The 25,902-nt window shown below is 44.2% G+C and carries 26 protein-coding genes; 8 read left to right on the top strand and 18 right to left on the bottom strand.

Features of this window, described 5'->3' with window-relative positions; all coding sequences use genetic code 11:
- The first annotated feature begins 14 nt into the window (after positions 1–14).
- Positions 15–455 (top strand): lysozyme inhibitor LprI family protein, encoded by a 441-nt coding sequence (locus OCV30_RS21710; RefSeq protein WP_065679430.1) that lies wholly within the window; start codon positions 15–17, stop codon positions 453–455.
- Positions 456–518: 63 nt separating this feature from the next.
- On the opposite strand, the gene OCV30_RS21705 is transcribed toward OCV30_RS21710, so the two are convergent.
- From OCV30_RS21705 to OCV30_RS21675, 7 genes are all read right to left on the bottom strand, one after another.
- Positions 519–1,520 (bottom strand): substrate-binding domain-containing protein, encoded by a 1,002-nt coding sequence (locus OCV30_RS21705; RefSeq protein WP_065679429.1) that lies wholly within the window; start codon positions 1,518–1,520, stop codon positions 519–521.
- 152 nt (positions 1,521–1,672) lie between these two features.
- Positions 1,673–2,599 (bottom strand): ribokinase, encoded by a 927-nt coding sequence (gene rbsK / locus OCV30_RS21700; protein WP_065679428.1) that lies wholly within the window; start codon positions 2,597–2,599, stop codon positions 1,673–1,675.
- A gap of 221 nt (positions 2,600–2,820) precedes the next feature.
- Positions 2,821–3,699, bottom strand: coding sequence for a ribose ABC transporter substrate-binding protein RbsB (rbsB, locus tag OCV30_RS21695; RefSeq protein ID WP_012600805.1), 879 nt, complete (start codon positions 3,697–3,699; stop codon positions 2,821–2,823).
- A 174-nt stretch (positions 3,700–3,873) separates the two neighbouring features.
- Positions 3,874–4,866 (bottom strand): ribose ABC transporter permease, encoded by a 993-nt coding sequence (rbsC, locus tag OCV30_RS21690; protein WP_009844905.1) that lies wholly within the window; start codon positions 4,864–4,866, stop codon positions 3,874–3,876.
- Complete coding sequence (rbsA, locus tag OCV30_RS21685) at positions 4,863–6,368, bottom strand: ribose ABC transporter ATP-binding protein RbsA (RefSeq protein ID WP_065679427.1); 1,506 nt, start codon at positions 6,366–6,368, stop codon at positions 4,863–4,865. Before rbsA ends, rbsC begins: the two co-directional genes overlap by 4 nt.
- 113 nt (positions 6,369–6,481) lie before the next feature.
- Entirely contained in the window at positions 6,482–6,901 is a 420-nt protein-coding gene (gene rbsD / locus OCV30_RS21680) for a D-ribose pyranase (RefSeq protein WP_009844907.1), read from the bottom strand.
- A 279-nt stretch (positions 6,902–7,180) separates the two neighbouring features.
- Positions 7,181–7,495 (bottom strand): winged helix-turn-helix domain-containing protein, encoded by a 315-nt coding sequence (locus OCV30_RS21675; protein WP_017099336.1) that lies wholly within the window; start codon positions 7,493–7,495, stop codon positions 7,181–7,183.
- A 391-nt stretch (positions 7,496–7,886) separates the two neighbouring features.
- Here OCV30_RS21675 and OCV30_RS21670 point away from each other — a divergent pair, with 391 nt between their 5' ends.
- Positions 7,887–8,522 carry a porin family protein gene (locus OCV30_RS21670; RefSeq protein ID WP_065679426.1) on the top strand — a complete coding sequence of 212 codons (636 nt, stop codon included), beginning with the start codon at positions 7,887–7,889 and terminating at the stop codon, positions 8,520–8,522.
- A 150-nt stretch (positions 8,523–8,672) separates the two neighbouring features.
- On the opposite strand, the gene OCV30_RS21665 is transcribed toward OCV30_RS21670, so the two are convergent.
- Entirely contained in the window at positions 8,673–9,716 is a 1,044-nt protein-coding gene (locus tag OCV30_RS21665; RefSeq protein ID WP_065679425.1) for an endonuclease/exonuclease/phosphatase family protein, read from the bottom strand.
- Positions 9,717–10,119: 403 nt separating this feature from the next.
- Here OCV30_RS21665 and OCV30_RS21660 point away from each other — a divergent pair, with 403 nt between their 5' ends.
- The 5 genes from OCV30_RS21660 (at position 10,120) to OCV30_RS21640 (ending at position 16,497) form a co-directional block, all read left to right on the top strand.
- Entirely contained in the window at positions 10,120–12,015 is a 1,896-nt protein-coding gene (locus OCV30_RS21660) for an extracellular solute-binding protein (protein ID WP_065679424.1), read from the top strand.
- Positions 12,016–12,027: 12 nt separating this feature from the next.
- The gene (locus OCV30_RS21655) at positions 12,028–13,116 is read left to right on the top strand and encodes a microcin C ABC transporter permease YejB (RefSeq protein WP_004730359.1); all 1,089 of its coding nucleotides are present in this window, start codon (positions 12,028–12,030) and stop codon (positions 13,114–13,116) included.
- 31 nt (positions 13,117–13,147) lie between these two features.
- On the top strand, positions 13,148–14,170 hold the full coding sequence (locus OCV30_RS21650; RefSeq protein ID WP_009844912.1) for an ABC transporter permease: 1,023 nt from the start codon (positions 13,148–13,150) through the stop codon (positions 14,168–14,170).
- A 9-nt stretch (positions 14,171–14,179) separates the two neighbouring features.
- Positions 14,180–15,832 carry an ABC transporter ATP-binding protein gene (locus tag OCV30_RS21645; RefSeq protein WP_065679423.1) on the top strand — a complete coding sequence of 551 codons (1,653 nt, stop codon included), beginning with the start codon at positions 14,180–14,182 and terminating at the stop codon, positions 15,830–15,832.
- 116 nt (positions 15,833–15,948) lie between these two features.
- Positions 15,949–16,497 (top strand): RNA-binding S4 domain-containing protein, encoded by a 549-nt coding sequence (locus tag OCV30_RS21640; protein ID WP_065679422.1) that lies wholly within the window; start codon positions 15,949–15,951, stop codon positions 16,495–16,497.
- A 192-nt stretch (positions 16,498–16,689) separates the two neighbouring features.
- On the opposite strand, the gene OCV30_RS21635 is transcribed toward OCV30_RS21640, so the two are convergent.
- The 10 genes from OCV30_RS21635 to OCV30_RS21590 form a co-directional block, all read right to left on the bottom strand.
- A complete protein-coding gene (locus tag OCV30_RS21635) occupies positions 16,690–17,133 on the bottom strand; it encodes a F0F1 ATP synthase subunit epsilon (protein WP_004730391.1) in 444 nt (147 codons plus the stop codon).
- Between the two features lie 14 nt (positions 17,134–17,147).
- Positions 17,148–18,533, bottom strand: coding sequence for a F0F1 ATP synthase subunit beta (gene atpD / locus OCV30_RS21630; protein WP_065679421.1), 1,386 nt, complete (start codon positions 18,531–18,533; stop codon positions 17,148–17,150).
- A 44-nt stretch (positions 18,534–18,577) separates the two neighbouring features.
- The gene (gene atpG, locus OCV30_RS21625; protein WP_012600781.1) at positions 18,578–19,447 is read right to left on the bottom strand and encodes a F0F1 ATP synthase subunit gamma; all 870 of its coding nucleotides are present in this window, start codon (positions 19,445–19,447) and stop codon (positions 18,578–18,580) included.
- A gap of 47 nt (positions 19,448–19,494) precedes the next feature.
- Positions 19,495–21,036, bottom strand: a complete 1,542-nt coding sequence (gene atpA / locus OCV30_RS21620) for a F0F1 ATP synthase subunit alpha (RefSeq protein ID WP_065679420.1) — start codon at positions 21,034–21,036, stop codon at positions 19,495–19,497.
- Positions 21,037–21,045: 9 nt separating this feature from the next.
- A complete protein-coding gene (locus OCV30_RS21615; RefSeq protein WP_004730398.1) occupies positions 21,046–21,597 on the bottom strand; it encodes a F0F1 ATP synthase subunit delta in 552 nt (183 codons plus the stop codon).
- An 11-nt stretch (positions 21,598–21,608) separates the two neighbouring features.
- On the bottom strand, positions 21,609–22,079 hold the full coding sequence (locus OCV30_RS21610) for a F0F1 ATP synthase subunit B (RefSeq protein WP_065679419.1): 471 nt from the start codon (positions 22,077–22,079) through the stop codon (positions 21,609–21,611).
- Between the two features lie 54 nt (positions 22,080–22,133).
- The gene (gene atpE / locus OCV30_RS21605; RefSeq protein ID WP_004730405.1) at positions 22,134–22,370 is read right to left on the bottom strand and encodes a F0F1 ATP synthase subunit C; all 237 of its coding nucleotides are present in this window, start codon (positions 22,368–22,370) and stop codon (positions 22,134–22,136) included.
- A gap of 45 nt (positions 22,371–22,415) precedes the next feature.
- Entirely contained in the window at positions 22,416–23,186 is a 771-nt protein-coding gene (gene atpB, locus OCV30_RS21600) for a F0F1 ATP synthase subunit A (protein ID WP_009844934.1), read from the bottom strand.
- A 1-nt stretch (position 23,187) separates the two neighbouring features.
- Positions 23,188–23,589 (bottom strand): hypothetical protein, encoded by a 402-nt coding sequence (locus OCV30_RS21595; RefSeq protein ID WP_017098977.1) that lies wholly within the window; start codon positions 23,587–23,589, stop codon positions 23,188–23,190.
- A gap of 812 nt (positions 23,590–24,401) precedes the next feature.
- Complete coding sequence (locus OCV30_RS21590; protein ID WP_017099346.1) at positions 24,402–25,283, bottom strand: LysR family transcriptional regulator; 882 nt, start codon at positions 25,281–25,283, stop codon at positions 24,402–24,404.
- 157 nt (positions 25,284–25,440) lie between these two features.
- Between OCV30_RS21590 and OCV30_RS21585 the strand changes: the two genes are divergently transcribed.
- Complete coding sequence (locus OCV30_RS21585) at positions 25,441–25,839, top strand: RidA family protein (protein ID WP_029224053.1); 399 nt, start codon at positions 25,441–25,443, stop codon at positions 25,837–25,839.
- The last annotated feature ends 63 nt before the right edge of the window (positions 25,840–25,902 follow it).

Genomic DNA, 25,902 nt, shown 5'->3' with positions numbered 1-25,902 from the left:
GATTAAGGATGTTTATGAAAAGACTTATATCAGCACTCATATCTGTGTGCTTTTCATTCTCTGCACTGGCAGGTGAAAACGTTGTTGATTGTGAGAATGCAATGACTACATTGGATATTAATCACTGTGCTGCAATTGAACTAGAATCCGCACAAGTGGAGCTTGAACAGTACCTTGAAGCCAGCTTTGAGCACAATGCTTATGATGCGGAGTTGGTCAGTTCAATCAAGGTGGCTCAAGACAGTTGGCAAGCTTACATCACGGCACATTGTGACTCGGTGTATACCCAATGGCGTGATGGTACCATTCGAGGGGTTATGGCGCTTTCTTGCAAGATAAGGTTAACCAAGCAGCGTACACATGAGGTATGGGCGAATTTCTTGACCTATATGGACAGCACGCCAGCAGTTTTACCAGAACCCAAGCTGCTGAAGTCGAAGAGTGAAACGCAATAGAATCGAAAAGGGCAAGGTTAGATAACCTTGCCCTTTGTGATTTAGTCTGTGGAGGGCTGAGCCCTAAATCGCTTTTACGCTGCTTCGCTCAACTAACGTTGGCTCTAACTCAACAACCTGCGGATACGCATCAGGTGTTTTGAGTCGGTTCAAGAGAGTATCTACGGCCGCTTTACCTAAACGGTGCTTTGGCTGGTGGATAGTGCTCAATGCTGGGGTCATGTATTTTGACAAGTGGATGTCATCGTAGCCAATGATCGAAAGATCGTTTGGAATCGACGTGCCATCTTGTGCGGCAGCGTGAATCACCCCCATTGCCATCATGTCATTACTCACGAAGATTGCTGACGGCATTACGCCTCGGGTTTTTAGTGTTTGGTAAGAGTCAAAACCGCCGTCGCATTCGAAGTTGGATTCAACAATCCATTTAGCATTGATCTCTAGCTTTGCTTCTTCCATTGCTTGCTTGAAGCCTTGATAACGAGAAGAGGCTTGATTGCGGTGAAGTGGGCCGGTGATACAACCAATCTGAGAGTGGCCGTTGTCTATCAAATGCTTGGTCGCCATATAGCCACCTTGGTGCGAGTTGTCTTGGATCTTATCACTCGCGAACAGCATTGGACCCCAGTCCATGACCACAACAGGTAGTTCTGGGTAGCGTTCAAATACGTCAATATGCTGCCCTTCAAGGGTTGAACACATCAACATCAAGCCATCGACTCTCTTTTGCAACAAGGTATCGATAGATGACTTCATACGGTCGCTGTCGCCTTCGGTGTTACACAAGATAAGGTTGTAGCCTTTCTCATAACAACGACGTTCAACCCCTTTTACTACTTCGCCAAAGAATGGGTTGGTAGAGGTAGTAACCAGCATACCCAAGGTTTTGGTTTGCTTCATTTTCAAGCTGCGAGCCAATGCAGACGGTGCGTAGTTGAGTTCTTTAGCCGCACTGTTAACACGCTCAGCAATCTCTTCACTGACAAAACGTGACTTGTTGATCACATGGCTGACGGTTGAAGTTGAAACCTTTGCTAGCCGAGCGACGTCTTTCATTGTTGCCATAAAAAATCCTTGTGGGAGTAACTTGCCACGTTGCGCGATATTCTGCCCGAAAACAGGGGCTTATGCTTGTTATTTGTTGTTACCGAATTTGAAGGCTAACATCCGTTAACTACGGTTTAGCTCAGGAGTTAAGCCTTCAAATGGGTCTAAAGTTAGGCAGATAATTGATCTGATAAAAACGCATCGGTTTCAGCACGGCTTGGAATCGACGTTTGAGCACCAAAGCGAGTTACGGAAATAGCAGCAGCGGCATGAGCAAACTTAATCGCGCGCTCAAGTGGCATGTCTTCAAGCAAGCCTGTCACCAATGCGCCGTTGAAGGTATCACCAGCAGCGGTTGTATCCGTTGCTTCAACGCGGAACCCTGCAATGAGCTCGCCTTTGTCGTTTTTACTTACCCAAACGCCCTTCGCGCCAAGCGTGATCATTACCGTCTCGATGCCTTTTGCGTGCAAAGCTAAAGCTGCCTGATGAGCGGATGCGCTGTCAGTAACAGTAATGCCTGTCAAAACTTCTGCTTCGGTTTCGTTGGGTGTAATCACATCAACACAAGCAAGCAATGAATCCGATAATGGACGAGCAGGAGCCGGGTTTAGAATCACTTGAGTGCCACTCTCTTTTGCTACTTTTGCTGCGTATTCAATGCCTTCAATTGGCGTTTCAAGTTGAGTTAGAAGATATTTAGCGCCGCGAATCTTCTCTAGATGCGGTTCAATTTGGTCGCAAGTCAGCTTGTTATTGGCTTCAGAAGAAAGACAAATGCTGTTTTCACCTGTTGCTGATACTTGGATCATCGCGATGCCTGTCGGCGTGTTGTCTGCAACGATTACACCATCGATGTTGATGCCGTCTTTGGCAAAATCTTGACGAATATTGATGCCGAATGGGTCGTCACCGACACAGGCGATAAAGCCGATATCTGCGTTTAATCGCGCTGCAGCTACCGCTTGGTTTGCGCCTTTGCCGCCAGGGATGACCTGATAGTTACCGCCAATCAAGGTTTCACCCGGACGAGGGAACGAAGGAACTTGCAGTACGTGGTCAGCGTTAACGCTACCTAAAACAATCAGTTGAGTCATGATACGAGCCTTATGATATATCGTATTTGAAAATGCATGGGTCTTTCTCATTACGTAAATTGCTCGCCTTGTTAGACGGCTTATGAGAAACAGCGATGCACTGTCGGTTTTTTTGTTTTTTCTTGAGTCAGCAAGTTAGTGAGCTAATGAGCAGGGAGATAGGGGACTCCCTGCTTAATTAGATTTCAGCGTTAAACTGAATTACTTAGTAACAAACAAGCTTACTTAGCGATGATTTTTAGAGCTACTGGTACGTACTCGTCTACTGTCTCGCCTTTCAGTACTTTGTCTGCTATTTCAATACCTAAAGAACCGATTAGGTCAGGCTGTTGTGCAACCGTTGCGCCTAGTAGGCCGCGGTTAACAGCAGCGATACCGTCTTCAGTGCCATCAAAGCCAACGATCATCACTTCTTTACCTGAAGCCTGAACGGCGCGAAGAGCACCTAGTGCCATTTCATCGTTTTGAGCGAATACCGCTTGTACATCTGGGTTAGCAGCAAGCAAGTTTTCCATTACGTTCAGACCTTTAGTACGGTCGAAATCAGCAGGTTGGCTTGCAAGAAGCTCAAGGTCGCTGCCGTTTACTGCGTTCATGAAGCCTTCGCCACGTTCACGAGCAGCCGATGTACCCGCGATACCTTCAAGTTGAATTACTTTCGCTTTCTCGCCCACTTTTTCCATGATGTAGTGACCCGCCATTTCACCACCAATTACGTTATCAGAAGCAATGTGGCTCACTACGTCACCACGGCTTGCACCACGGTCTAGTGTCAGTACTGGAATGTTTGAACGGTTAGCAATGCGAATTGCGTTAGACACTGCATCTGAATCTGTAGGGTTAATCAGGATTGCCTTAACACCACGAATGGTTAGATCTTCAATGTTCGAAAGCTCTTTGCTTGGATCGTTTTGAGAATCAAGAACGATAAGCTTGTAGCCTAGCTCTTCTGCTTTCGCTTCTGCGCCATCTTTCATGGTTACAAAGAATGGGTTATTCAGTGTAGACAGAACGATTGCCATTGTATCTTGCGCCTGTGCAGACACAGATACTGTTGTAGAAAGAAGGGCAGCAGAAATAAGAGTCGCTAATTTTTTCATGGTGTAAGTCCTTTATGTAGGGTGAGCTAGGTTGGATAACCCTAGCTCGTTGTTACATTATTTATAGATTTAATGTTTATAGGTTTGTTACTGATAGATCTTTTCATTAAAGGTGCTTTTTCTATGGGTTTTCTATAGATAAAGCAGGGTGTTGCATTGACTCAAACTAGAGTCTTATTTGTTTTTGTTGTCGACCAATACTGCCAGAAGAATAACCACTGCTTTTGCAATCATCTGGTAGTAAGAAGATACGTCTAATAGGTTTAGGGCGTTGTTTAGGAAGCCGATAATCAGTGCACCAATCAATGTACCCATAATGCGACCACGACCGCCCGCTAAGCTTGTGCCGCCAAGAACCACGGCTGCGATGGCGTCTAATTCATAACCCATACCTGCGGTAGGTTGAGCAGATGACAAACGCGATGCCACGATGATGCCAGCCACTGCAGCTAGCAGGCCACAGATTGCGTAAACGCCGATTTTCACTTTGTCTACGTCGATGCCTGATAGGCGAGTTGCTGATTCGTTGCCACCCAGTGCGTAAACGTAACGACCAAAGCGTGTGTGGTTTAATAGGTACCATACTGCTGCGAACACCACGACCATGATCCATACTGGAACTGGGATGCCCATTGCGTAGCCTGTACCGAACCAAGCGAATGCGTCTGCTGTGTCTGTGAAGCCTGTTGAGATAGGTCGACCGTCGGTGTAAACCATGGTTACGCCGCGAAGTAGTGTCATGGTTACAAGCGTTGCGATGAAGGCTTGGACTTTACCCTTAGCGATAATCACACCACTAATAGCACCTAATGCTGCACCAGCTACTAGAGCGGTTGGCACTGCGATCATCACAGGGATTTCCATGCCAATCATGCTGGCTGCGAATGCACCACAAAGCGCAAGTACAGAGCCGACACTCAAGTCGATACCCGCGGTTAAAATAACCAGTGTCATACCGACTGCGATAATCGCGTTAACTGAGGTTTGACGCAGGATATTCAGAATGTTGTCGACAGTAAAAAAGTTTGGGTTTAAGAAAGAAACGACAACAATCAGGAAGATCAAAGCAATCAATGACTTTTGATCAATCAGCCATTCTTTGCTGATTAACGGTTTTTTCTTTGGCGCTTCAGTTTCAGTTGTTTTGCTCATGGTTTTAGTACTCATGCTGCGTCCTCGTTGATCTTTTTACCGACCGCACACGCCAGTAATAATTCTTGGTTTGCTTCTTTAGCATCAAATTCACCGCTTACACGGCCTTCATGCATCACCATGATGCGGTCACTCATTCCTAACACTTCTGGCATTTCGGATGAGACCAAAATAATGCTCATGCCATCGGCTTTAAACTTATTAATGAGTTGGTAAATCTCTTTCTTAGCACCGACATCGACACCACGCGTTGGCTCATCGAGAATCAATACTTTTGGTTTTGTCATCAAGCCTTTAGCGATAGCCACTTTCTGTTGGTTACCACCAGAAAGGTTGCCAATGATTTGCTCGCGAGTCGGGGTTTTGATGTTGAAGAGCTTGATGAAGTCATCCACGGCAATCACTTCGTCTTTATGTTGGATTTGACCGCTCTTTGTCAGTAGGTCAAGTGAACATAAAGACATATTCTCTTTCACTGAAAGCCCTAGAACTAAGCCATCGCCTTTACGGTCTTCAGAGATGTAAGCAATGCCATTCGCCAAGCCATCTTTCGGGCTTACAGGGTTGATGGTTTTGTTTTCTAGGTTGATGACGCCGCGTTCACTTGGAAGGGCACCGTAAATCACTTTCATCAGTTCGGTACGACCTGCACCCATTAGGCCAGATACACCAAGGATCTCGCCGCGCTTTAGAGTAAAGCTCACGTCATGAACACCAGAACCAGTCAGGCCAATCACTTCAAGGCAGGTTTCACCGTGGCTCTGTCCGATACGTGGATATTGCTCGTCCAGTTTACGGCCAACCATCATCTCGATTAGGCCATCTTCGTCGGTGTCTTTTACTTCACATTGTCCAATGAACTTACCGTCACGAAGCACGGTGATGTCATCACAAATCTCAAAGATCTCTTTCAAACGGTGAGAGATGTAAACAATGCCACAGCCTTCATCACGTAGTTCGTTAATTACTTTAAATAGAGACTCAGTTTCGGTATCGGTTAGTGCATCCGTTGGCTCATCCATGATGATGACCTTAGATTCAAACGATAGGGCTTTCGCTATCTCTACCATTTGCTGCTCACCAAGGCTTAGCTGACCTAAAGGAGTTTTTGAACTGTGTTTTACGTTAAGGCGTTTAAGTAGCTTGTCCGCTTCTTGGTACATTTCGTTCCACAAGATACGTCCCATGGTGCCTGTGATTTCACGACCTAAGAAGATGTTCTCGGCGATGGTTAGCTCAGGAATTAGGTTCAACTCTTGGTGAATGATGCTAATGCCGCCTTGTTGTGAATCACGTGGTCCTTTAAATGCTGCGGGTTTACCTTGGTATGCGATAGTGCCGCCGTCCAAGTGGTAAATGCCGGTAAGCACTTTCATCAACGTTGATTTACCTGCACCGTTTTCCCCCATTAACGCCATTACGCGCCCTGGGTAAACGTTGAGGCTTGCCTTATCTAGTGCTTTCACACCTGGGAAGGCTTTCTCAATTGAGCTAAGTTCTAAAATGGCTTGAGTCATGTCGGTTCCTTTACTCGGGGCCAGTTGTATTTGATTGTTCTGCATAAATATTGTTTTGGTTCAGTGATGACACTGAGCTGTCGTTGCGCTTAGGTTCAAACGCTGAGCTTGAGCTAAAAGGTTACGCCAGCTTGGAAAATAACATTTGCGTATGGCGTGCATTCGCCAGTGCGAATAACCGCGCGGCTGTCATGCGTTCGCTCTTTGAATTCTTCATGAGTGATGTAAGTAATCGAAAGCGATTTGCCGCAACGCGCTTCTTCTGTCTTAACTAAATCAATCAGTGCAGCGTGATGGTCTGGGCTTACTTTCGCAAACTCTTCTGCAATCACAACGCCTTCAATCTGAGATTCATCCAGCATGGTTTTTACTGTTTGCTGAAAGCTCGGAACACCATGAGTTAAGGCAAGATCAATACGAGTTACGTGATCTGGAATCGGCAAGCCCGCGTCACAAATCGTGATTTCATCTGTGTGGCCAAGAGTCGCCACTAAGTAAGAGAGTTCAGAATTAATTAGAGTACTTTTTTTCATATCACGACCTATCGAAAAATAACGTTTAATGGGTTGAGAACAACTCAAGAAAAACCATCGAAACGTTTCGATAGTGATAATAGTGTCTGATTTATCATTTGCACTCTTCGCTTTCCTAGAGTGTGATAACGATCATCGAAACGTTTCGATGGGGCGTTTTTTAGTGATCTTAATCAACGCTATTGATTGCATAAATACGTTCACAATGGAGATATAAAGAGTGCGCTACGGCGTGTTGCTCATACAGTTTTGACACAATGTAGTGTCGCTTAAATTTAATTAAGTGGGGTCAACCGACAAAATGTAGCCAAACTTGGTGATTGTGGTTATCTGAATGTCTGGTGTTCTTAAGCGCGTAAAAACATTACGCAGATTATAGATGACGTTAGCAAGTATGTGAGGAGAGGTGAGTTCCCCTTCCCAGCACATATCAATAATATCTTCCCTAGAAACGGGATCCCCTAGATTTTCTGCCAGTAAACAGAGCACCGAAAGTAGGTGAGGGCGTAAAGTGATTTTATTCCCCTGTTCATTAGTAATCGTTCGAGAGTCAGTATCAATGATTAAGCCGTTGAGCTCTATTGTGTGGTTCATCGTGTTTCTATTCGTCTTATTCTGAATGGTTGAGATTGAGTTAAGTCGCAAGCTACTAAAGCGTGTGGATTATGCAAAATCACGCCACTCTTGAAAGTAAGCTTGCGTAAGTGCCAGGTGAAAAAACATAAAAACCGGATGATTTGAAAGGGGATGGATTGTTAGAGTCAATGCGGGGTGTTTTTTATTTCTTTTTTATTCAGTGGTTTGTTGTTTTTTAACTGATTCTGTTGGCTGGGATTATAAAGTGATTATATTTTTATTTATTTTTTTGTTTTATGTGAGCTTATCCTGCTTGCGAATTCGACGGGGTGTCGGATAACTCTAACAAGATTGTGTAGCAGTGGAAGTCGCAGCGATCTTGATTTGAAATAAGTAAGGTCAATCAATAATGAACAATAAATTAATTCTAAGCATCGCAATGATGTCAGCGTTTGCAGCGAACAATGTAATGGCAGATGACAGTGGCTTGTATCTCGGTGGTGCCATTGGTACTTCTGGCGTCGATGATGGTGGTTTATTTTCATCAGTTAGAGAACCAGTGACGTTTGAAGCAGAAGACAATGCTTACCGAATCATTGCTGGTTATAAGTTTAACCGTATTGTCTCACTTGAGCTTCAGTACACGGATTATGGTGATGTGGTTGCTAAATACCCATTAAGTAGCAACGCTGGTTTTACATGGACTCCTCAAGTCTTCTCGATTGCTGCAAATCTTGGTTATACGTTTGATAACGGAGTTCGCCCATTTGGTACAATTGGCTTATCTTCAATCGACCTCGATATGAAGTATTCAGACGGTTCACGTCCTTCAAGTTCTGAGTTCGATGATTCTGGTGCAGGTGTACGTGTTGGTTTTGGCGTTGAATACACCCCAGAAAAGCTATCTGAATTAAGCCTAAGACTTGGTTATGAAGCTGATGCATTTACAGCAGAAGTTAACGAAGGCAACTCTTGGAGTCAAAAAAAGGTAGAGAAAGATATTGTATTGGCTTCTTTCTACCTTGGCGCAACCTATAACTTTTAGGTTCCGTAATTGGATAAACGGTAAATCGGTTTCTAGATGGGGCGTCGGTTGGCTCAACCCGTTTAGCTAAAGTGGAAAGCCGCAGTTTTTGACTGCGGTTTTTTTCATGTTCTACTCAGGTAACTCTCGCTTGAAGATGTAATCGAATAGCTAGGCTTCACGGATATGAGCGGTGACAGCAACGATGGCATGGTCAGTACTGAATTGGTCGTGTTCAAAGCTGGGATTGATGAGGTGATGGTCGAGCACTGTGTAGCAAGAGATCTCCATCATGCTTGATGAGTTCTGACAGTCAAATTCGTTCGACATTAAAATGTAATCCAGAACAGAACCAGAGGCACCGTAATAGTGGGTTGGTTTACGTTGTTCAAGTAAGTCTTGTTCATGCAATTGATGATAAATATCCCAGCTGTCTTTTAACCGGAAGTGGGAAAGCCAATGCTTGCTGTTTTCGTCTTTGTTTATTGAATAACTTAATAGCCCTTTAAACTCGTCGTTGAATAGAGGCTTATTAAAGTCACCCATTAACACAACAGGCTGATCGGTTTGGTAGCGTTGATTGGTGATGTATTGATGCAGCATCTGAGCTTCAAGGCCGCGCTGCACACTCGATAGCCAAGAACCAAGTTGTTCTTGATGAAGCTTAACCAGCGTGTCACTTTGTGGTTTTTCACCTTGCTGAGCGTTATCCACATCGATAGATTCAGTTCTTGGCTCTGTCGGACGCTGTGATTTGAAATGCACAACATAACAGTCGGTTGAACCTAAATGGGGTAACGTAATGGTGGCGTGAACAGGTGTTCGGTTGAATGAGAATTTGTCGCCAAGGTTGAAGGCTGAAAGTAGCTCTGAATCTGGCGTAACAGGCTGCACGTTTTCAATCGGGTAGCGGGATGCGATACCAACGACAGGTGAGGTGTATAGGTAATCATCTTCAACGTGTGCGCTATCGACCACAGCAAAGTATGGATAACCTAGCTTGTTCATCAATTGCTCTAAAGACTTCGGGCTAAATATCTCTTGAAAGCCAATCACATCACAATCTAATGAACGAATAGCTTCAGCCATCCAATGTTGCTTCTTCTGCCATTCTTCGAAGCTGTAGATGTTCTCAAAATCATAATAAGCATTCGGTGGTTCGAGATAGTTCAGAAGGTTGAACGTTGCGAATGTTATGTGGTTTGGTTTGTTCAAAGTGTCATTCCATTTAGACCTAGGCTGCAAGGATACTCCAGTAAAGTATAGTTTGTTGATTATTTAGAACCTAAATTTCACTTCAGAAGCGAATCAAAGGGAATCTAAACCGTGGAGGCTTATGTCATTCCCGCTAGAGCAATCTCCGTGCCTCTGCCTTACCCCGTACTTTCCAACGCCACCAAGCTAATTAAAGGAATCAAAGCAATCAGCGCTAACTGCATCCAATAGTTTCGAGCGGTGACGAGTAATTTGTAAATAAACCGTCAGAGATGAAGTGCTGATGGTTTTATTAGTTATTACATGATGTTAGATTTGAACCTATACTTGTTTTAACGGTATGCATTCAAAGCCGATTAATCAACTTGAATATAGAATTCATAACATTTGAAGGGAGAGTCAAATGGGAACAGATTTCCGAAGCAAAGCCTCGCAGCGCACTCAATTTTTCAGGTCTAATTTGAAGTCATGTGCAGTCATGCTGTCGCTAATTGCTCTATATCCCTCCGTTACACACGCCTCTGATACCGAATCAACTTCCGCTGTTACCGTTATTGAAACCACACAACTGGTTGGTTTTGGTGAAGCGAAATATCCAGCCGATTTCACTCACTTCGATTACGTTAATCCTGATGCGCCAAAGCAGGGTAAAGTGACCTATGGCAGCATAGGTACGTACGATAGCTTTAATCGATTCGGTTCCCGCGGCGTTGCTGCCAGCTATACGGGGGAGATTTACGATACCTTGATGTTTTCTCCGAGTGACGAGATTGATGCGTATTATCCATTGATCGCTTCAAAGGTTCGCTACGCCAGTGATTTCACTTGGATGGAAATCGACATCAACCCAAATGCTAAATTCCAAGATGGTAAACCTATCACCGCTCACGATGTTGCCTTCACCTTTGACAAGTTTTCGAAAGAAGGTGTGCCTCAATATCGCGTGTATTACAAAGAAATCGAGTCTGTAACGGCTGTTTCTGATTCGGTTGTTCGTATTGAGATGAACAAGCCAAACCGCGAGAAGCTGTTTAGCTTTGCGCAAAGCACTCGTGTACTACCGAAACATTTCTGGAAAGACAGAAAGCTGTCTGAGCCTTTAAGTGAACCACCAGTAGGCAGTGGTCCTTATAAGATCATTAGCTACAAATCTGGTCAAAGCGTTACATACGGTTTAGATGAAAATTACTGGGCTGCGGATCTACCCGTTAACGTTGGACGTAATAACTTCAAGCAAGTGCAGTACGATTACTATCGCGATGACACGGTAATGCTGGAAGCCTTCAAAGCAGGGGAGTTCGATCTTCGAACTGAGAACTCGGCTAAGTTCTGGGCCAATTCATACACGGGCGCAAACTTCGACAAAGGCTACATCATTAAAGAAGAGATCAACCATGAGAAGCCAGAGACGACTCAAGGTTTTGTCTTCAATATTCAATCTCCTGTGTTCTCTGATCCTAAAGTTCGAGAAGCGTTAACCTATGCGATGGACTTTGAGTGGATGAACAAGAACATGTTCTACGGTCAATACAAACGTACTCGTAGTTATTTCCAGAACACCGACTATGAAGCGAAAGGCTTACCAAGTGCAGCTGAAGTTGAATTGCTGTCTCAGTACAAAGGTCAGATTCCAGCGCGAGTGTTTACCGAAGAATTCCAGCCATCAGTCACCGATGGCAGTGGCCGTATTCGTAGCCAAATGCGCACAGCTTTCAAATTGCTGAAAGAAGCGGGTTGGGTGCTGAAAGACAAAGTGATGACCAACGAAAAGACCGGCAAGCCGATGTCATTTGAGTTGCTGATTTACAGCCCAACCACCGAGCGTATCGCAACACCGGTTCAAAAAAACCTGAAACGCATGGGTATCGAGATGAAGATCCGTACCATCGATACCACCCAGTACATCAAGCGTCTTCGTGATCGTGACTTCGACATGGTTTCGTCGTCATTTTCCGCAAACCCTTATCCTAGCCCGAACTTAATGATCGTTTGGAACTCTAACTACATTGATTCTACTTACAATACTGCAGGTGTGATGGATCCGGTGGTTGACGCGTTAACAGAAGAAATTGCGCGTAACCAACAGCATCCTGAAAAGCTGCTTACGTTAGGTCGTTCACTTGACCGTGTATTGCAGTGGAATTTCTACAACATCCCGCAATGGCACGTCGGTGAATATCGCGTAGCAATGTGGGACAAGTTTGAGCGTCCAGATGTATTGCCTAAATACGATTTAGGTATCGATACATGGTGGATTTCAGAAGAGAAGGCGGCTTTGCTTCCTGAAAAACGTCGCTAGGAGTTAGTTAGCATGGCCGCGTATATATTTCGGCGTTTATTGTTGGTGATCCCCACGCTGTGGGCGATCATCACCATCAACTTTTTCATCATTCAGATCGCCCCTGGTGGCCCGGTGGAGCAAGCTGTTGCCCAATTAGAAGGGCATAACTCTGGAATTATGGAGCGCTTTTCTGGTGGTGGACAAGAAGTTGATTTAAGCGAAAGTGACCAAGCTTCTGCCAGTGGCTATAAAGGCTCACGCGGGCTTGATCCTGAAGTGGTTGAAGAGATCAAAAAGCAGTTTGGCTTTGATAAGCCGATTCATGTTCGCTACTTCGATATGTTGAAAAATTACGCGACCTTTAACTTTGGTGAAAGCCTGTTTAAGGGCGGTAACGTGATTGATTTAATCATCGAGCGGCTGCCCGTCTCCATTTCTTTAGGGTTGTGGAGTACGTTAATCATCTATGTGATTTCGATACCTTTAGGCATCATGAAGGCGATACATCACGGATCTCGGTTTGATATTTGGTCAAGCGCGGTGGTGATTGTCGGTTACGCCGTTCCGGGCTTTTTGTTTGCGATTATCCTGATTATTTTGTTCGCGAGTGGTAACTACTTCAGTTGGTTCCCATTGCGTGGACTCGTGTCGAGTAACTTCGACCAGCTCAATTGGTATCAGCAAATTGGCGACTACTTCTGGCACTTAGCTTTACCTATTTTCGCTATGGTCATCGGCGGCTTTGCCACACTGAGCATGCTGACTAAAAACTCCTTCCTTGATGAAATTAACAAGCAATATGTGGTTACTGCGCGAGCGAAAGGTTTGGACGAGAGCAGTATTCTCTACAAGCACGTTTTCCGTAACGCTATGCTGATCATTATTGCCGGTTTCCCTAGCGCATTTATTAGTATTTTCTTCACGGGTTCTATGTTGATTGAAGTGATGTTTTCACTCGAAGGCATCGGTTTGCTTGGCTTTGAATCGACTATTCAACGTGACTATCCCGTGGTGTTCAGCTCTCTCTATATCATGACCTTACTTGGCTTGGTGCTGAGCATTATCTCCGACCTGACTTATACCTGGGTTGATCCTCGAATTGATTTTGAAGCGCGTTAATGGCGAACGAATAAAAAGGTATTGATAATAAATGTTTAACAACCCTTTAGCTGAAGCTCGTTGGTTACGTTTTAAAGCAAACAAGCGTGGTTTTATCTCCCTTTGGATATTTACCATCTTGTTTGGATTGAGCCTGTTCGCTGAGATCATTGCCAACGATAAACCACTCTTGGTTTCTTATGATAATCAGTGGTTTGTACCTGTTATCAATGAGTACGCCGAGACAGAGTTTGGTGGCGAGTTTGAAACCGAAGCCGACTACAAAGACCCGTATGTTATCGAACTCATTGAAGACAACGGTTACATCGTGTGGCCAATCATTCCTTTTAGCTACGATACGATAAACTTCGATATTTCAGGCGCGGTGCCATCGGAGCCAGATTCAGTGAACTGGCTAGGAACCGATGATAAAGGGCGCGATGTGCTAGCTCGCATCATTTATGGGTTCCGTATTTCCGTTCTATTTGGTTTTATTCTGACGATTGTATCGAGCGTGGTCGGCGTCGTAGTCGGGGCGACACAAGGTTATTACGGTGGTTGGGTCGACTTGTTCGGGCAGCGCTTCATTGAAGTTTGGTCTGGCATGCCGACTCTGTTCTTGCTGATTATCCTTTCCAGTTTTATCGAACCTAATTTCTGGTGGTTGCTCGGAATTATGGTGCTGTTCAGTTGGATGAGTTTGGTTGGCATCGTGCGAGCTGAATTCCTACGTTGTCGAAACTTTGATTACGTAAGAGCCGCGCAAGCCATGGGTGTTGACGACAAACGCATTATGCTTCGTCACATGCTACCCAACGCGATGGTTGCTTCGTTAACCATGATGCCGTTTATCTTGTCTGGCTCGGTCACTACGTTAACCTCATTAGATTTCTTAGGCTTTGGTTTGCCTGCGGGTTCGCCTTCATTAGGTGAGCTATTGGCGCAAGGTAAAGCTAACTTGCAAGCGCCTTGGCTTGGTATCTCAGCTTTCGTCGTACTTTCACTGATGCTTACGTTACTTGTCTTCGTTGGTGAAGCGGTACGTGATGCTTTCGACCCACATCAACAGAAGTAAGGATAAGTTATGACTTCAAATACAGCTCCTACTTCAGGGTTAACAGCAGAGGTTTCTAATGCATCTCCAGTTCTGACCATAGATAAATTGTCTGTCGGTTTCGGGCGTAAAGACTCAATAGAACAAGTGACGCAAGATGTCTCTTTAGAAATATACAAAGGTGAAACGCTCGCGCTGGTAGGAGAGAGTGGTTCAGGCAAATCGGTTACCGCTAATTCAGTATTGAAACTGCTACCTAAAGGCTCATCGCACTACTTAAACGGTAAGATTAATTTCTCTGGCACCGATATTCTGAGTTGTTCTGAAAGACAATTGCGAGGGATTCGTGGTGGCCGCATCGGCATGATCTTCCAAGAGCCCATGGTTTCGCTTAATCCACTTCATCGAGTCGGTAAGCAGCTGGTTGAAACCCTCGCGATTCACCGAGGTATGCGAACCAATAAAGCTCAAGCCTTGGCGATAGAGTGGCTTTCAAAGGTGGGTATTCGTTACCCAGAGCAGAAGATATCAGCGTACCCACACGAGCTATCAGGTGGAGAGCGTCAGCGTGTAATGATCGCAATGGCTCTGATTAACGAGCCAGAGCTGCTTATCGCTGACGAGCCGACGACTGCGTTGGATGTATCAGTACAAGCGCAGATTCTCGACCTGTTAAAAGATCTGCAACAAGAGCTGGGTATGGCGATGCTCTTTATCACACACGATTTGAGTATCGTTCGTAAAATTGCCGACAGAGTGGCGGTAATGAAAGATGGTCGCTTGGTTGAAAGTAATGACTGCCATACCCTGTTTAATGCACCAGCTCACCCTTATACGCAAAAGCTTATCAACTCTGACCCGAAAGGTTTGCCCGTTCCAGTTTCTCCGGAAAGTGAACCTCTGCTCGATGTTAATCAACTTCGTGTTTGGTTCCCGATTACGGGCGGTTTATTCAAGCGAACCATTTCTCATGTCAAAGCTGTGACCGATATGGAGTTCACTTTGAAGAAAGGGCACTCAATCGGTTTAGTTGGCGAAAGTGGCTCTGGTAAATCGACAACCGGTATGGCGATACTCAAATTGGTGCAAAGTGAAGGTTCAATTACTTACGCAGATGAACAAATTCAAGGCTTAAACCGCCAACAGATGCTACCTTTTCGAAGCCGTATGCAAGTGGTCTTCCAAGACCCGTTTTCTGCGCTAAACCCAAGAATGTCAGTCGCTCAGGTGATTGGCGAAGGTTTGTTAGTGCATCAACAATTGGATGAGCACGAACTCGACCAACGCATCTGTGATGTAATGAAAGAGGTCGACCTTGACCCAGAAACTCGCCACCGTTACCCAAATGAATTTTCTGGCGGACAAAGGCAGCGTATTGCGATTGCTCGTGCTTTGATCCTTAAACCAGAGTTTATCTTGCTCGATGAGCTAACATCGTCATTAGACAGAACCGTCCAAGCTCAAGTACTGGATTTGTTGAAGTCACTTCAAGAAAAGTATGGCCTAACCTATCTGTTTATCAGCCATGATCTGAATGTCGTGAAATCCTTGTGTCATTACACCATTGTGATGAAAGCAGGCGAGGTAATAGAGAAAGGTGACACTGAGACTTTGTTTGGTAATCCGCAGCATGAATATACGCAGCAACTTGTCAGTCTTTCGAATGTTGGTGGGTCGATGTAAAGTGTGTTTGTAATGAGAACAAAAGAGTGCTTGGTGAATTCAACATGGTCATTTCGTTGTTTTAAGATTACACTGCGCCCAATATTTCAGAAGTACATATTTAGGTAGAGGTCACCATGGACCAAGAACATTACGAAGACGCTGACTACGAAGGCCAAGAGCTTGGCGAAGAAGGCGAAGAGATTGAGATTGAAGCAATTGGTATTGATGTATCGTCTCAGCCAATCGAACTCTACAAAGTGTTTAAAATTGCTAACCTAGTGAGTGGTGGCGGTGAAGCTAAACACATAATCTCTGAAGGCTACGTAGCGGTAAATGGTGAATTAGAAACTCGTAAACGTCGTAAAATGTACGATGGCGACTTCTTTGAATTCAACCAAGAATACTATGTAGTGGTATGTGATCAGCCAGTACAAGAAGAATCAGAAAAGCCGAAAAAGAAAGAAGCGCCTAAAAAAGATAACAAGGCGAAGAAAGGTCAGTTTAAAAAAGATTCTAAGAAGAAAGAATCTAAGAAAAGCAAAGCAGAAATGCTAAGCGCAACGGCTGAACCGAAGAAAGAGAAAAAAGAGAAGAAGAAAGAAAACAAACCGAGAAAGAAAGCGGATACGCCTAAGCCACAACGTGACGACAAAAGCGGCCGTAACTCGATTGAATTCTTCTAAGCTATAGTTCTATAGTTCTATAGTTCAGCTCTAAACTGCTTTTCTAAAACGAATCTTTTAAAACTATTCGTTTGAACATCAAGCAACGTTAGACCTCGGTTTTACGTTAAGCAGATATCAAAAGGCTCACTATCTAGTGAGCCTTTTTTGTATTTGTTTGCTAGCACAGCTAACGGCCAATAACGCTTATTCTCAGTGTCGAGTGCGAGAAGACGTCAGTTCTGATGCGCGAAGCTGAGCAACGGCTTTTGCTAGTTCAAGCTGAGCTTGTGCAAAGTTGATGTCGACATTGCCCTTATTGATATTCTCTAGGGCTGCATATTTCGCTTCTTCTGCGCGAGCGCGGTCAATATCTTGGCCGTGCAAGGCAGTATCGGCTAACACCGTTACTACATCCGGCTGAACTTCCAGCATCCCGCCAGAGACATACAGCACTTGGCCTTCTGATTTAGGGTCTGTAACAAACACGGTCACGCCCGGTTTGATCTTACTGAGAAGCGGGGAGTGACCGGGGCGAATCCCCAGTTCACCATCAGCGCCAGAAACGGCTAGGGCATACGCTGGACCTGAAAACAGCGTACCTTCCGCACTTACAATATTAAGTTGAAATGTATTATCTGTAATTCCGATAGCCATGGTGCACCTACCTCTTAGAGTGATTTTGCTTTGTTAAGCACTTCGTCGATAGAGCCACAGTACAAGAACGCTTGCTCTGGGATATCGTCATATTCACCGCTTAACAGACCTTTAAAGCCTCTTAGTGTTTCGCTTAGCGGTACAAAGACACCTTTCTGACCGGTAAACACTTCGGCTACGTGGTAAGGCTGCGTTAAGAAACGTTCAATCTTACGAGCGCGAGATACGATCTGCTTATCTTCCGTAGAAAGCTCATCCATACCAAGAATCGCGATGATATCTTTAAGCTCTTTGTAACGTTGCAGTGTTGTTTGAACCGTTTGTGCAATGTCGTAGTGCTCTTGACCAACCACGAGAGGATCCAGTTGACGAGAGGTCGAATCCAACGGGTCAATCGCAGGGTATAGACCCAATGCAGCAATGTTACGAGACAGTACAACGGTCGCATCTAAGTGAGCAAAGGTTGTTGCTGGCGATGGATCCGTCAAGTCATCCGCAGGTACGTATACCGCTTGGATAGACGTGATAGAACCTTGTCTGGTTGATGTGATACGTTCTTGCAGAACACCCATCTCTTCGGCAAGCGTTGGTTGGTAACCTACTGCTGAAGGCATACGACCTAACAGTGCTGATACCTCTGTTCCCGCAAGCGTGTAACGGTAGATATTATCAATGAACAACAGTACATCACGACCTTCATCACGGAAACGCTCAGCCATAGTAAGACCAGTCAGCGCAACACGTAGACGGTTTCCTGGTGGCTCGTTCATTTGGCCGTAAACCATGGCAACTTTGTCTAGTACGCCAGCTTCTTTCATCTCGTAGTAGAAATCGTTACCTTCACGAGTACGTTCACCAACACCGGTAAATACAGAAAGACCTGAGTGAGCTTTAGCGATGTTGTTGATAAGCTCCATCATGTTGACGGTTTTACCTACACCCGCACCACCAAACAGACCGATTTTACCGCCCTTGGCGAACGGACAAATAAGGTCGATAACTTTAACGCCGGTCTCAAGAAGTTCAGTGCTGTTTGCTTGTTCTTCATAAGAGGGTGCTTCACGGTGAATTTCGTAGCTTTCTTTTTGACCGATTTCACCACATTCATCGATAGGCTGACCAAGAACGTTCATGATACGGCCTAAGGTTTCTTCGCCCACAGGAACGGTGATTGGAGAACCTGTGTTTTCAACAGTTAGGCCGCGGCGCAAGCCATCTGACGTACCCATTGCAATACAACGAACGATACTGCCACCCAGTTGTTGCTGAACTTCCAATACGAGAGAGCTTGCTTCCTCGCTCGTCACTTTCAATGCATCATAAACGCGTGGGCTGTTGCCGCCGCTGAACTCGACGTCTACCACCGCGCCGATAACTTTAACTATTTTTCCAACACTCATCTCTAAATCCTCAAATTCTATTCTTAACCCACTCTTTTCTGCCCTTAGACAGCTTGAGCACCTGAGACTATTTCACTCAGCTCTTGGGTAATGGCAGCCTGTCGCGCTTTGTTGTATACCAACTGCAAATCATCGATGAGTTGGCCTGCGTTATCGGTCGCCGCTTTCATGGCCACCATTCGGGCTGCTTGCTCACAGGCAATGCTCTCTACGATGCCTTGATACACTTGCGATTCAATGTATCGATGTAACAGCTCAGAGAGGATGTCTCTTGGTGCTTGTTCGTAGATGTAGTCCCAACGACGTGCTTTTTTCGCGCCTCCATCGGCCTCAGAATCTGAAGGGTGGGGCAGCAACTGCAAGGTCGTTGGTTCTTGAACCATGGTGTTGATGAACTGGTTATACACGAGATACAAACTGTCGATTTTTTCGTCGTCGTAATGCCCTAGCATCGCGTTAACCGTACCTAAAATGTCTTCTAATTTAGGCGCGTCACCAAGGCCTGACGTTTGCGCGATAACATTGCCGCTACGTTGGAAAAATGAGATAGCTTTTGAACCAATTAAGGTCGTTTCTACTTCAACGCCTTTGGTACGCCACATCTCCATTTCTTCTAACACTTTCTTGAACAAGTTCGAGTTCAAGCCACCACATAAGCCTCGATCGGACGAAATAATGATGTAAGCAACGCGTTTTGGTTCACGCTGTTGAAGGTAGGGGTGCTGGTATTCCAGCGACCCTGATGCGACATGAGAGATAACTTTACGCATGTTCTCGGCATATGGACGTGTTAGCGTCATATTGTCTTGAACTTTACGCATCTTACTTGCCGCAACCATCTCCATTGCACTAGTGATTTTCTGAGTGTTACTAACACTGCCTATCTTGGTGCGAATTTCTTTAGTATTTGCCATTATCTGCTCCTAATTTGTTTTGATTTCCAGCCAACAAACCGGAGCGTTTACCAAGCTTTCAACGCTACAAAGTCACCGAGAAGTTTTGCAAGTGCACTGTCGATCTCGTCGTTGTAGTCACCGTTAGCGTTGATGGTGTCGAACAATTCTGGGTTTTGACCTTTTGCGTAAGCAATTAACTCTTCTTCAAAACGTGCAACTTTGTGCAACTCTACGTCGGCCAAATAGCCTTTTTCTGCTGCGTAGATAACCGTTGCTTGTTCAGCGACAGACATCGGCGAGTATTGCTTTTGCTTCATCAGTTCGGTTACACGCTCACCATGATCAAGCTGCTTGCGCGTCATGTCGTCTAGGTCAGAAGAGAACTGAGCAAATGCGGCTAACTCACGGTATTGAGCTAACGATGTACGAATACCACCAGATAGTTTCTTGATGATCTTGCACTGTGCTGCACCACCCACACGAGATACCGAGATACCTGGGTCAACAGCAGGACGTAGACCTGAGTTGAATAGTTGGGTTTGTAGGAAAACCTGACCATCAGTAATTGAGATTACGTTGGTTGGTACAAACGCCGATACGTCACCCGCTTGAGTTTCAATGATCGGAAGCGCGGTTAATGAACCTGTTTGGCCTTTCACTTCACCGTTTGTGAACTTCTCTACATATTCCGCACTCACTCGTGCTGCACGTTCTAGTAGGCGTGAGTGGAGGTAGAATACGTCGCCAGGGAAGGCTTCTCGACCCGGTGGGCGTTTAAGTAGCAATGAGATTTGACGGTAAGCGACGGCTTGTTTTGATAGGTCATCATAGATGATCAATGCATCTTCACCGCGGTCACGGAAGTATTCGCCCATGGTGCAACCCGCATAAGGAGCTAGGTATTGAAGCGCGGCTGATTCTGATGCTGATGCTACAACAACGATGGTATTTTTAAGCGCATCGTGGTCTTCGAGTTTACGAACAACGTTTGCGATAGTGGATGCTTTCTGGCCAATAGCCACGTACACACATTTGATGCCAGAATCTTTCTGATTGATGATCGCATCGATAGCTAACGCTGTTTTACCTGTCTGACGGTCACCGATGATAAGTTCACGTTGACCACGACCGATAGGCACCATGGTATCAACGGCTTTATAACCAGTTTGAATTGGCTGATCGACTGACTTACGCTCGATTACGCCGGGTGCAATTACTTCTACAGGGTCGAGTCGGTCACAACTCACTGGGCCTTTGCCATCGATTGGCTCACCTAGTGTGTTCACTACACGGCCAAGCAGTCCATTACCTACAGGTACTTCTAAGATACGACCTGTCCCTTTCACTTTCATACCTTCAGAAAGGTCAGTGTAGGGCCCCATAACCACGGCACCGACTGAGTGGGTATCAAGGTTAAGAGCAAGAGCGTATTTACCACCTGGAAGCTCGATCATCTCACCCTGCATGACATCCGCAAGGCCATTAATAGTAATGATGCCATCACGAACCGAGACTATGGTGCCTTCGTTGCGAGCTTCGGTGCTCACATTAAACTTCGAGATGCGATCTTTGATTAGATCGCTGATTTCATTTGAATTTAATTGCATAATTGTTACCTATCTCGCGTGAAGTTGATGGGCTAATCGGCTAATTGATGTGTTCAAAGAACCATCGATGACGGTTTCACCCGCCTTGATGACGATCCCGCCAACCAGCGAGTCATCAATAACCTGTTCCATTTCAACCTGACGCTCTAATTTCTTCTCAAGTGCAGCAGTGAGTGATGTCACTTGATCTTGTGTAAGCAATTCTGAACTGGTGACAGTGACAGGGATTACACGTTCATGTTCGTCCTTTAGGTCGCTGAACAAGTTAAACAAGTCTCTGATCACTGCAAGACGGCCATTCTCAGCCAAGACTTTAATGAGATTAATGACGTGGTCATCAACGAGTCCTTGGCATACGTGAATGATGAGATTGACCAGTTCTTCAGATTGCTGTGTGTGAACACCTTCTGCTGATGAAATCTGCTTAGCGATCGTTTCTTCTTCCGCTACCGTCACAAGAATGGACAGCATTGAGTGCCACTCTTGTAACTTGTTTTCACCTAAAGCAAAGTCGAACGATGCTTTAGCGTAGGGATGAGCAATATTGGTGTAATCTGACATATTGCCTCCGTTTAGAGTTCGCTTATCATTTGATCAACTAACGCTCGGTTCGTTTCAGAATCTAGGTTTTTGCTGATCAATTTCTGTGCACTTTGAATAACAGCGTCTGCCATATCCGCCTGAAGTTCACGGCGTAACTTTTGACGTTCGCCTTCTAGCTCAGCTCTACCTTGCTCTAAGATGCGCGCTTTTTCTTGCTCACCTTCTTGGTGAGCTAAGTTGATGATTTCGTTGCGGCGTTTTTTGCCTTGCTCAATCAGTTCGGTCACATTTTTTTTCGCATCTGCGACGAGTTGTGCGCCATTTGATTTTGCTAGTTCTAGCTCTTTCGCTGCATTCTCTGAGTGGCGTAAGCCATCAGCGATTTCTTTTTGGCGCTCGTCTAACATCGCGGTGAGAGGGGGCCATACATATTTCATGCATAGCCAAACAAAAATCACGAATGAGATTGCTTGACCAAACATGCTGGCATTTAAATTCATACCTTCCTCACTAAATCTTGATTATTTACAAATCGATCTTTTCAAAGCTTTTAATTAAGCAACGGCAAAGATGATGTATAGACCGATACCAACACCGATCATCGGTACAGCATCCACAAGGCCCATCATGATGAAGAATTGAGTACGAAGCATTGGAGTAAGGTCTGGTTGACGAGCAACACCTTCAAGGTATTTACCTGCTAAGTTACCAATACCAGATGCTGCACCCGCTGCACCTAAACCGATCAGTAATGCACCTGCTACATATAAAACTGCGCTTACGATATCCATTTGTATCTCCGATAAATAATTTGTTAGTTAATTTTTAGTTATTAATTAATGGTGTTCTTCTGTTGCCATTGCTAAATAAACAACGGTCAGTACCATAAATATAAATGCTTGCAAGAATACGATTAATATGTGGAATAAGGCCCATGGAACACTGAGTGCCCATTGCATCCACCAAGGCATTAGTGCGATAAGGATGAATATCATCTCGCCTGCATACATATTTCCGAATAATCGTAAGCCTAGTGATATTGGTTTTGAAATTAATGTTATTAATTCAAGAACGAAGTTAACAGGATATAAAAGAGGATTATCAAATGGCTGAGTAGTGAGCTCTTTGATAAAGCCTTTCAAACCTTTATTTTTTAACGTATAAGTTAACAGTAGAATAAACACACCGAGTGCCATCGATATTGGGATATTTACATCCGCTGTCGGTAGATCTCTAAAGTGTTCTAAACCCATTACACGAGTTAACCCTGGTATTAAATCAATTGGTAATAGGTCGACTGCATTCATTAACAACACCCAAACAAAAGTGGTTAATGCCAGTGGCCCTATTAATTTATCCTCCGCTTGAAAAATCTCTTTGACTAGGTTGTTAACGAAATCAAAGATAAGCTCGATAAAACATTGAAAACGACCTGGAACACCGCTAGTGCCCTTGGTCACTACATATCGAAAAGCTCCAATAAACAATAAACCCGTAATCCAAGATACCAACATTGAGTCAATGTTGAACGCCCAGAAACCATCACCTGTAGTTAAGAAGGTTAAGTGATGCTCTATGTATTCGTGAGCGGTAGTGACTTGATCCATACTACACGTACTCCGATCTTGTAGAGGCAGTAATAAATGGTGTTAAGAAGTACCCAATCATTGTGAAAATGTACGCGTATAATATTACTGGGTTATCCAATTTAAAAAACTGGAATGCCAAGATAAACATTAAGAACGTATAGGTTATTTTCACGACACGACTCATTTGCATTAAGTCACGTAAACTATAATTAGGATTCTTGTGCACCTTTAGGCTTGCATATATAAAACCAAACAGCGGTGGTAACATCGCGATTACGACACCCAAAGCTGAAGACTCCATATCTACTTTATTACCAAAAAACACTTCATATAAAACTACACCGACGGCTAATACTATTTGGCAGAGAATAACTCTTTTAGCAGCAACAAGGATGTCGCTACTTATCCCATTAAGCCTCATAATAAAACCCTATATTTAACAGTGTAAGTCAATATAAAACACAGTTTGAATATGTTTTGTTACTAGCACTTACTTGTTAATAGCAATTTGACTTGTTAATAAACCTTTACTTGTTAACAAAGAAATAATCTTTCTGGCTTTATATCTCCTGACGAAATTAAACGATAAAAACTAATTCGCTATCGTTTCGACAAAATATAAACTACGCCTAAAATTATGTGATCAAAACGACAAAAAGCGACATCAATAATTCCATTTTTGAAATGAATGTTTTTCATTTATGAAAGTAATAGTTGTATAACTTTATTCATGAAAATTTTAAATGCTTTATTTTCAGAGGAAAGGGGAGTTTTTGTATGAAGATTTTAGACGCCAATTTGGCAAGTTATGATCTTATCAATTACGTATATTCAAACACTTAGCGTCACTTATAAGTTGATTATTGCGTGCCATTTTACAAGTGGATAAAGCCAGTTTTAATCAGCGATGAAAGCCTTCGTGCATTGAGTGATTTATCTATACGGCGTTCTCTATCTGGAAGTGATTATTTTTCAAAATAGTTTGTCACGACTTCATTCTTAACGTCTTTCTGGCGATCCGAAACGAATAAGTCGGCGTTTAAGATGAATATGATGGAAGAAATTCAGCTCCTCACATGGATGTAAGGAGCTGAAGATAGGGCAAAAATCTGAAGGTTAGGGCACTAAGCTCAAGATAGAAAGGTCAAAAGTCTGGATATTAGAGCTGGAATTTCTTGATGTGTTGCTCTATCAACCGCTTTTTAAGAAAACAAACTCAATTATGTCCCTCTATTAGTCTTCATAACTTAGATATTGAATACATAAGTCATGAAAAGCCTGCGCTTGTGGCGAGATCGTACGATCAGACAATCTGAAAATACCGATTTGACGCTGTAAAGGTGGGTCAATCAACGGAATCCACACCAAGCGAGTTTCATTGGTTGGAAAAGCCAGCTTAGGCAGCGTGGTCACGCCTATCCCAAGCTCTAACACCGAAAACAGGGAAGTAATGTTCTCTACTGAATACAAAGCTTGTTCGCTGAGCATTCTTGCAGGTGTTGGGTCAAGTAGGGTACAAGTCCCGTTGCGAATGAAGGGTTGTTTTAACAAAGTTTGCCATTCTATTCCCTCCCGTTGAGAGGCGATAGGGTTGTCTTTGAGGCAGACCACACCAATAGGATCGGAAAGTAAAGGCGTGAAGTCGATGCTCTCTTCTTCTAAATGGGAGCTATTTCCGAGGGCAACGTCTACCTCTCCAGACAGTAATCTTGCTTCTACACCCGCCGCATTATCATCAATTAAGCTTACCTCAACATTCGGGTACTGTTCACAAAAAGCCCCTAAAACACTAGGGATTAATTTTGCCGCTACTGATGGCACGCTTGCTATTCGAACTCTTCCTTGTTGTCCTGCCGCGGCTGCGCGTAGGTCATTGTCTAATGCTTTGTAAACATTCAGGAATTGAATGATTTTTGGCAGGCATATTTCCCCGAAAGGTGTCAGCGTCGATTTGTTGCCCGTTTCAAACAGTGGTTGGCCGAGAATTTTTTCTAGCTCTTTTATCGACGTAGAAAGTGCCGCTTGCGAGCGATTTGCTCGGTGAGATGCCGCTCTAAATCCGCCTTCTTCGACCACTAAAACAAAATGTTTTAACTGTTGTAGCTTAATACTCATGACAGGAATCCTTCTCTAGGCCTTGCTATACCTTACTTTTTTAAAGGTGATAGATTTTATTTATCAAATGCACAAAATTTACCGTTAGATTTATCAGTCGTCAAGGTGCAGTATTTAACCATCTTGAAACATAGTTGTTACAAAGTTGGATGGAATCGTGAACGCACAAACTAAAAAATACCCAGTAAAAACCGAGCTTTTCGCTTCAAAAGCACCACTAGAGTGGGCAATCGTTAATAACGGCACTCTATACACAGCGCAGATTCCAATTGATGAAACTGGCGCAGTAGTAGAAGGTGGTATCGAAGCGCAAACGCGTCAGACTTTTAACAACCTTGTTCATACGTTGGAGTGTGCAGGCGAATCTATGGATTCAGTGCTGCAAGTTCTGATTTACGTGACAGACCGTGAATATCTAAAAACGGTCAACAGCGTATACGGAGAATACTTCAATGCACCTTATCCAAATCGTGCTGCGGTCGTCGTTGCAGGGTTAGCAAGAGAAGAAATGTTGGTTGAGTTCGTGGTTTACGCATCGGCGTCTCAACCTGAATAATTCGACTGTGAACTAAGGCTATTTGCGGATCAAAACTCTTTTAAATTGAAGTGGTTTATTGAT

This window comes from Vibrio atlanticus, assembly GCF_024347315.1.
GTDB classification, from domain to species: Bacteria; Pseudomonadota; Gammaproteobacteria; order Enterobacterales; family Vibrionaceae; genus Vibrio; species Vibrio atlanticus.
This window is presented reverse-complemented; position numbering and strand designations above follow the sequence as displayed.

Bases quoted from the DNA above. Each gene is read 5' to 3' on its own strand.
- OCV30_RS21705 (WP_065679429.1), bottom strand. From the start codon at position 1,520: ATGGCAACAATGAAAGACGTCGCTCGGCTAGCAAAGGTTTCAACTTCA.
- OCV30_RS21590 (WP_017099346.1), bottom strand. From the start codon at position 25,283: ATGAGTATTAAGCTACAACAGTTAAAACATTTTGTTTTAGTGGTCGAA.
- OCV30_RS21610 (WP_065679419.1), bottom strand. From the start codon at position 22,079: ATGAATTTAAATGCCAGCATGTTTGGTCAAGCAATCTCATTCGTGATT.
- atpB (WP_009844934.1), bottom strand. From the start codon at position 23,186: ATGGATCAAGTCACTACCGCTCACGAATACATAGAGCATCACTTAACC.
- atpD (WP_065679421.1), bottom strand. From the start codon at position 18,533: ATGAGTGTTGGAAAAATAGTTAAAGTTATCGGCGCGGTGGTAGACGTC.
- rbsA (WP_065679427.1), bottom strand. From the start codon at position 6,368: ATGACTCAAGCCATTTTAGAACTTAGCTCAATTGAGAAAGCCTTCCCA.
- OCV30_RS21670 (WP_065679426.1), top strand. From the start codon at position 7,887: ATGAACAATAAATTAATTCTAAGCATCGCAATGATGTCAGCGTTTGCA.
- OCV30_RS21675 (WP_017099336.1), bottom strand. From the start codon at position 7,495: ATGAACCACACAATAGAGCTCAACGGCTTAATCATTGATACTGACTCT.
- OCV30_RS21635 (WP_004730391.1), bottom strand. From the start codon at position 17,133: ATGGCTATCGGAATTACAGATAATACATTTCAACTTAATATTGTAAGT.
- OCV30_RS21595 (WP_017098977.1), bottom strand. From the start codon at position 23,589: ATGAGGCTTAATGGGATAAGTAGCGACATCCTTGTTGCTGCTAAAAGA.
- OCV30_RS21640 (WP_065679422.1), top strand. From the start codon at position 15,949: ATGGACCAAGAACATTACGAAGACGCTGACTACGAAGGCCAAGAGCTT.
- rbsD (WP_009844907.1), bottom strand. From the start codon at position 6,901: ATGAAAAAAAGTACTCTAATTAATTCTGAACTCTCTTACTTAGTGGCG.
- atpE (WP_004730405.1), bottom strand. From the start codon at position 22,370: ATGGATATCGTAAGCGCAGTTTTATATGTAGCAGGTGCATTACTGATC.
- OCV30_RS21645 (WP_065679423.1), top strand. From the start codon at position 14,180: ATGACTTCAAATACAGCTCCTACTTCAGGGTTAACAGCAGAGGTTTCT.
- OCV30_RS21655 (WP_004730359.1), top strand. From the start codon at position 12,028: ATGGCCGCGTATATATTTCGGCGTTTATTGTTGGTGATCCCCACGCTG.
- OCV30_RS21710 (WP_065679430.1), top strand. From the start codon at position 15: ATGAAAAGACTTATATCAGCACTCATATCTGTGTGCTTTTCATTCTCT.
- atpA (WP_065679420.1), bottom strand. From the start codon at position 21,036: ATGCAATTAAATTCAAATGAAATCAGCGATCTAATCAAAGATCGCATC.
- OCV30_RS21650 (WP_009844912.1), top strand. From the start codon at position 13,148: ATGTTTAACAACCCTTTAGCTGAAGCTCGTTGGTTACGTTTTAAAGCA.
- atpG (WP_012600781.1), bottom strand. From the start codon at position 19,447: ATGGCAAATACTAAAGAAATTCGCACCAAGATAGGCAGTGTTAGTAAC.
- rbsC (WP_009844905.1), bottom strand. From the start codon at position 4,866: ATGAGTACTAAAACCATGAGCAAAACAACTGAAACTGAAGCGCCAAAG.
- rbsB (WP_012600805.1), bottom strand. From the start codon at position 3,699: ATGAAAAAATTAGCGACTCTTATTTCTGCTGCCCTTCTTTCTACAACA.
- OCV30_RS21660 (WP_065679424.1), top strand. From the start codon at position 10,120: ATGGGAACAGATTTCCGAAGCAAAGCCTCGCAGCGCACTCAATTTTTC.
- OCV30_RS21615 (WP_004730398.1), bottom strand. From the start codon at position 21,597: ATGTCAGATTACACCAATATTGCTCATCCCTACGCTAAAGCATCGTTC.
- rbsK (WP_065679428.1), bottom strand. From the start codon at position 2,599: ATGACTCAACTGATTGTTTTAGGTAGCGTTAACGCTGACCACGTACTG.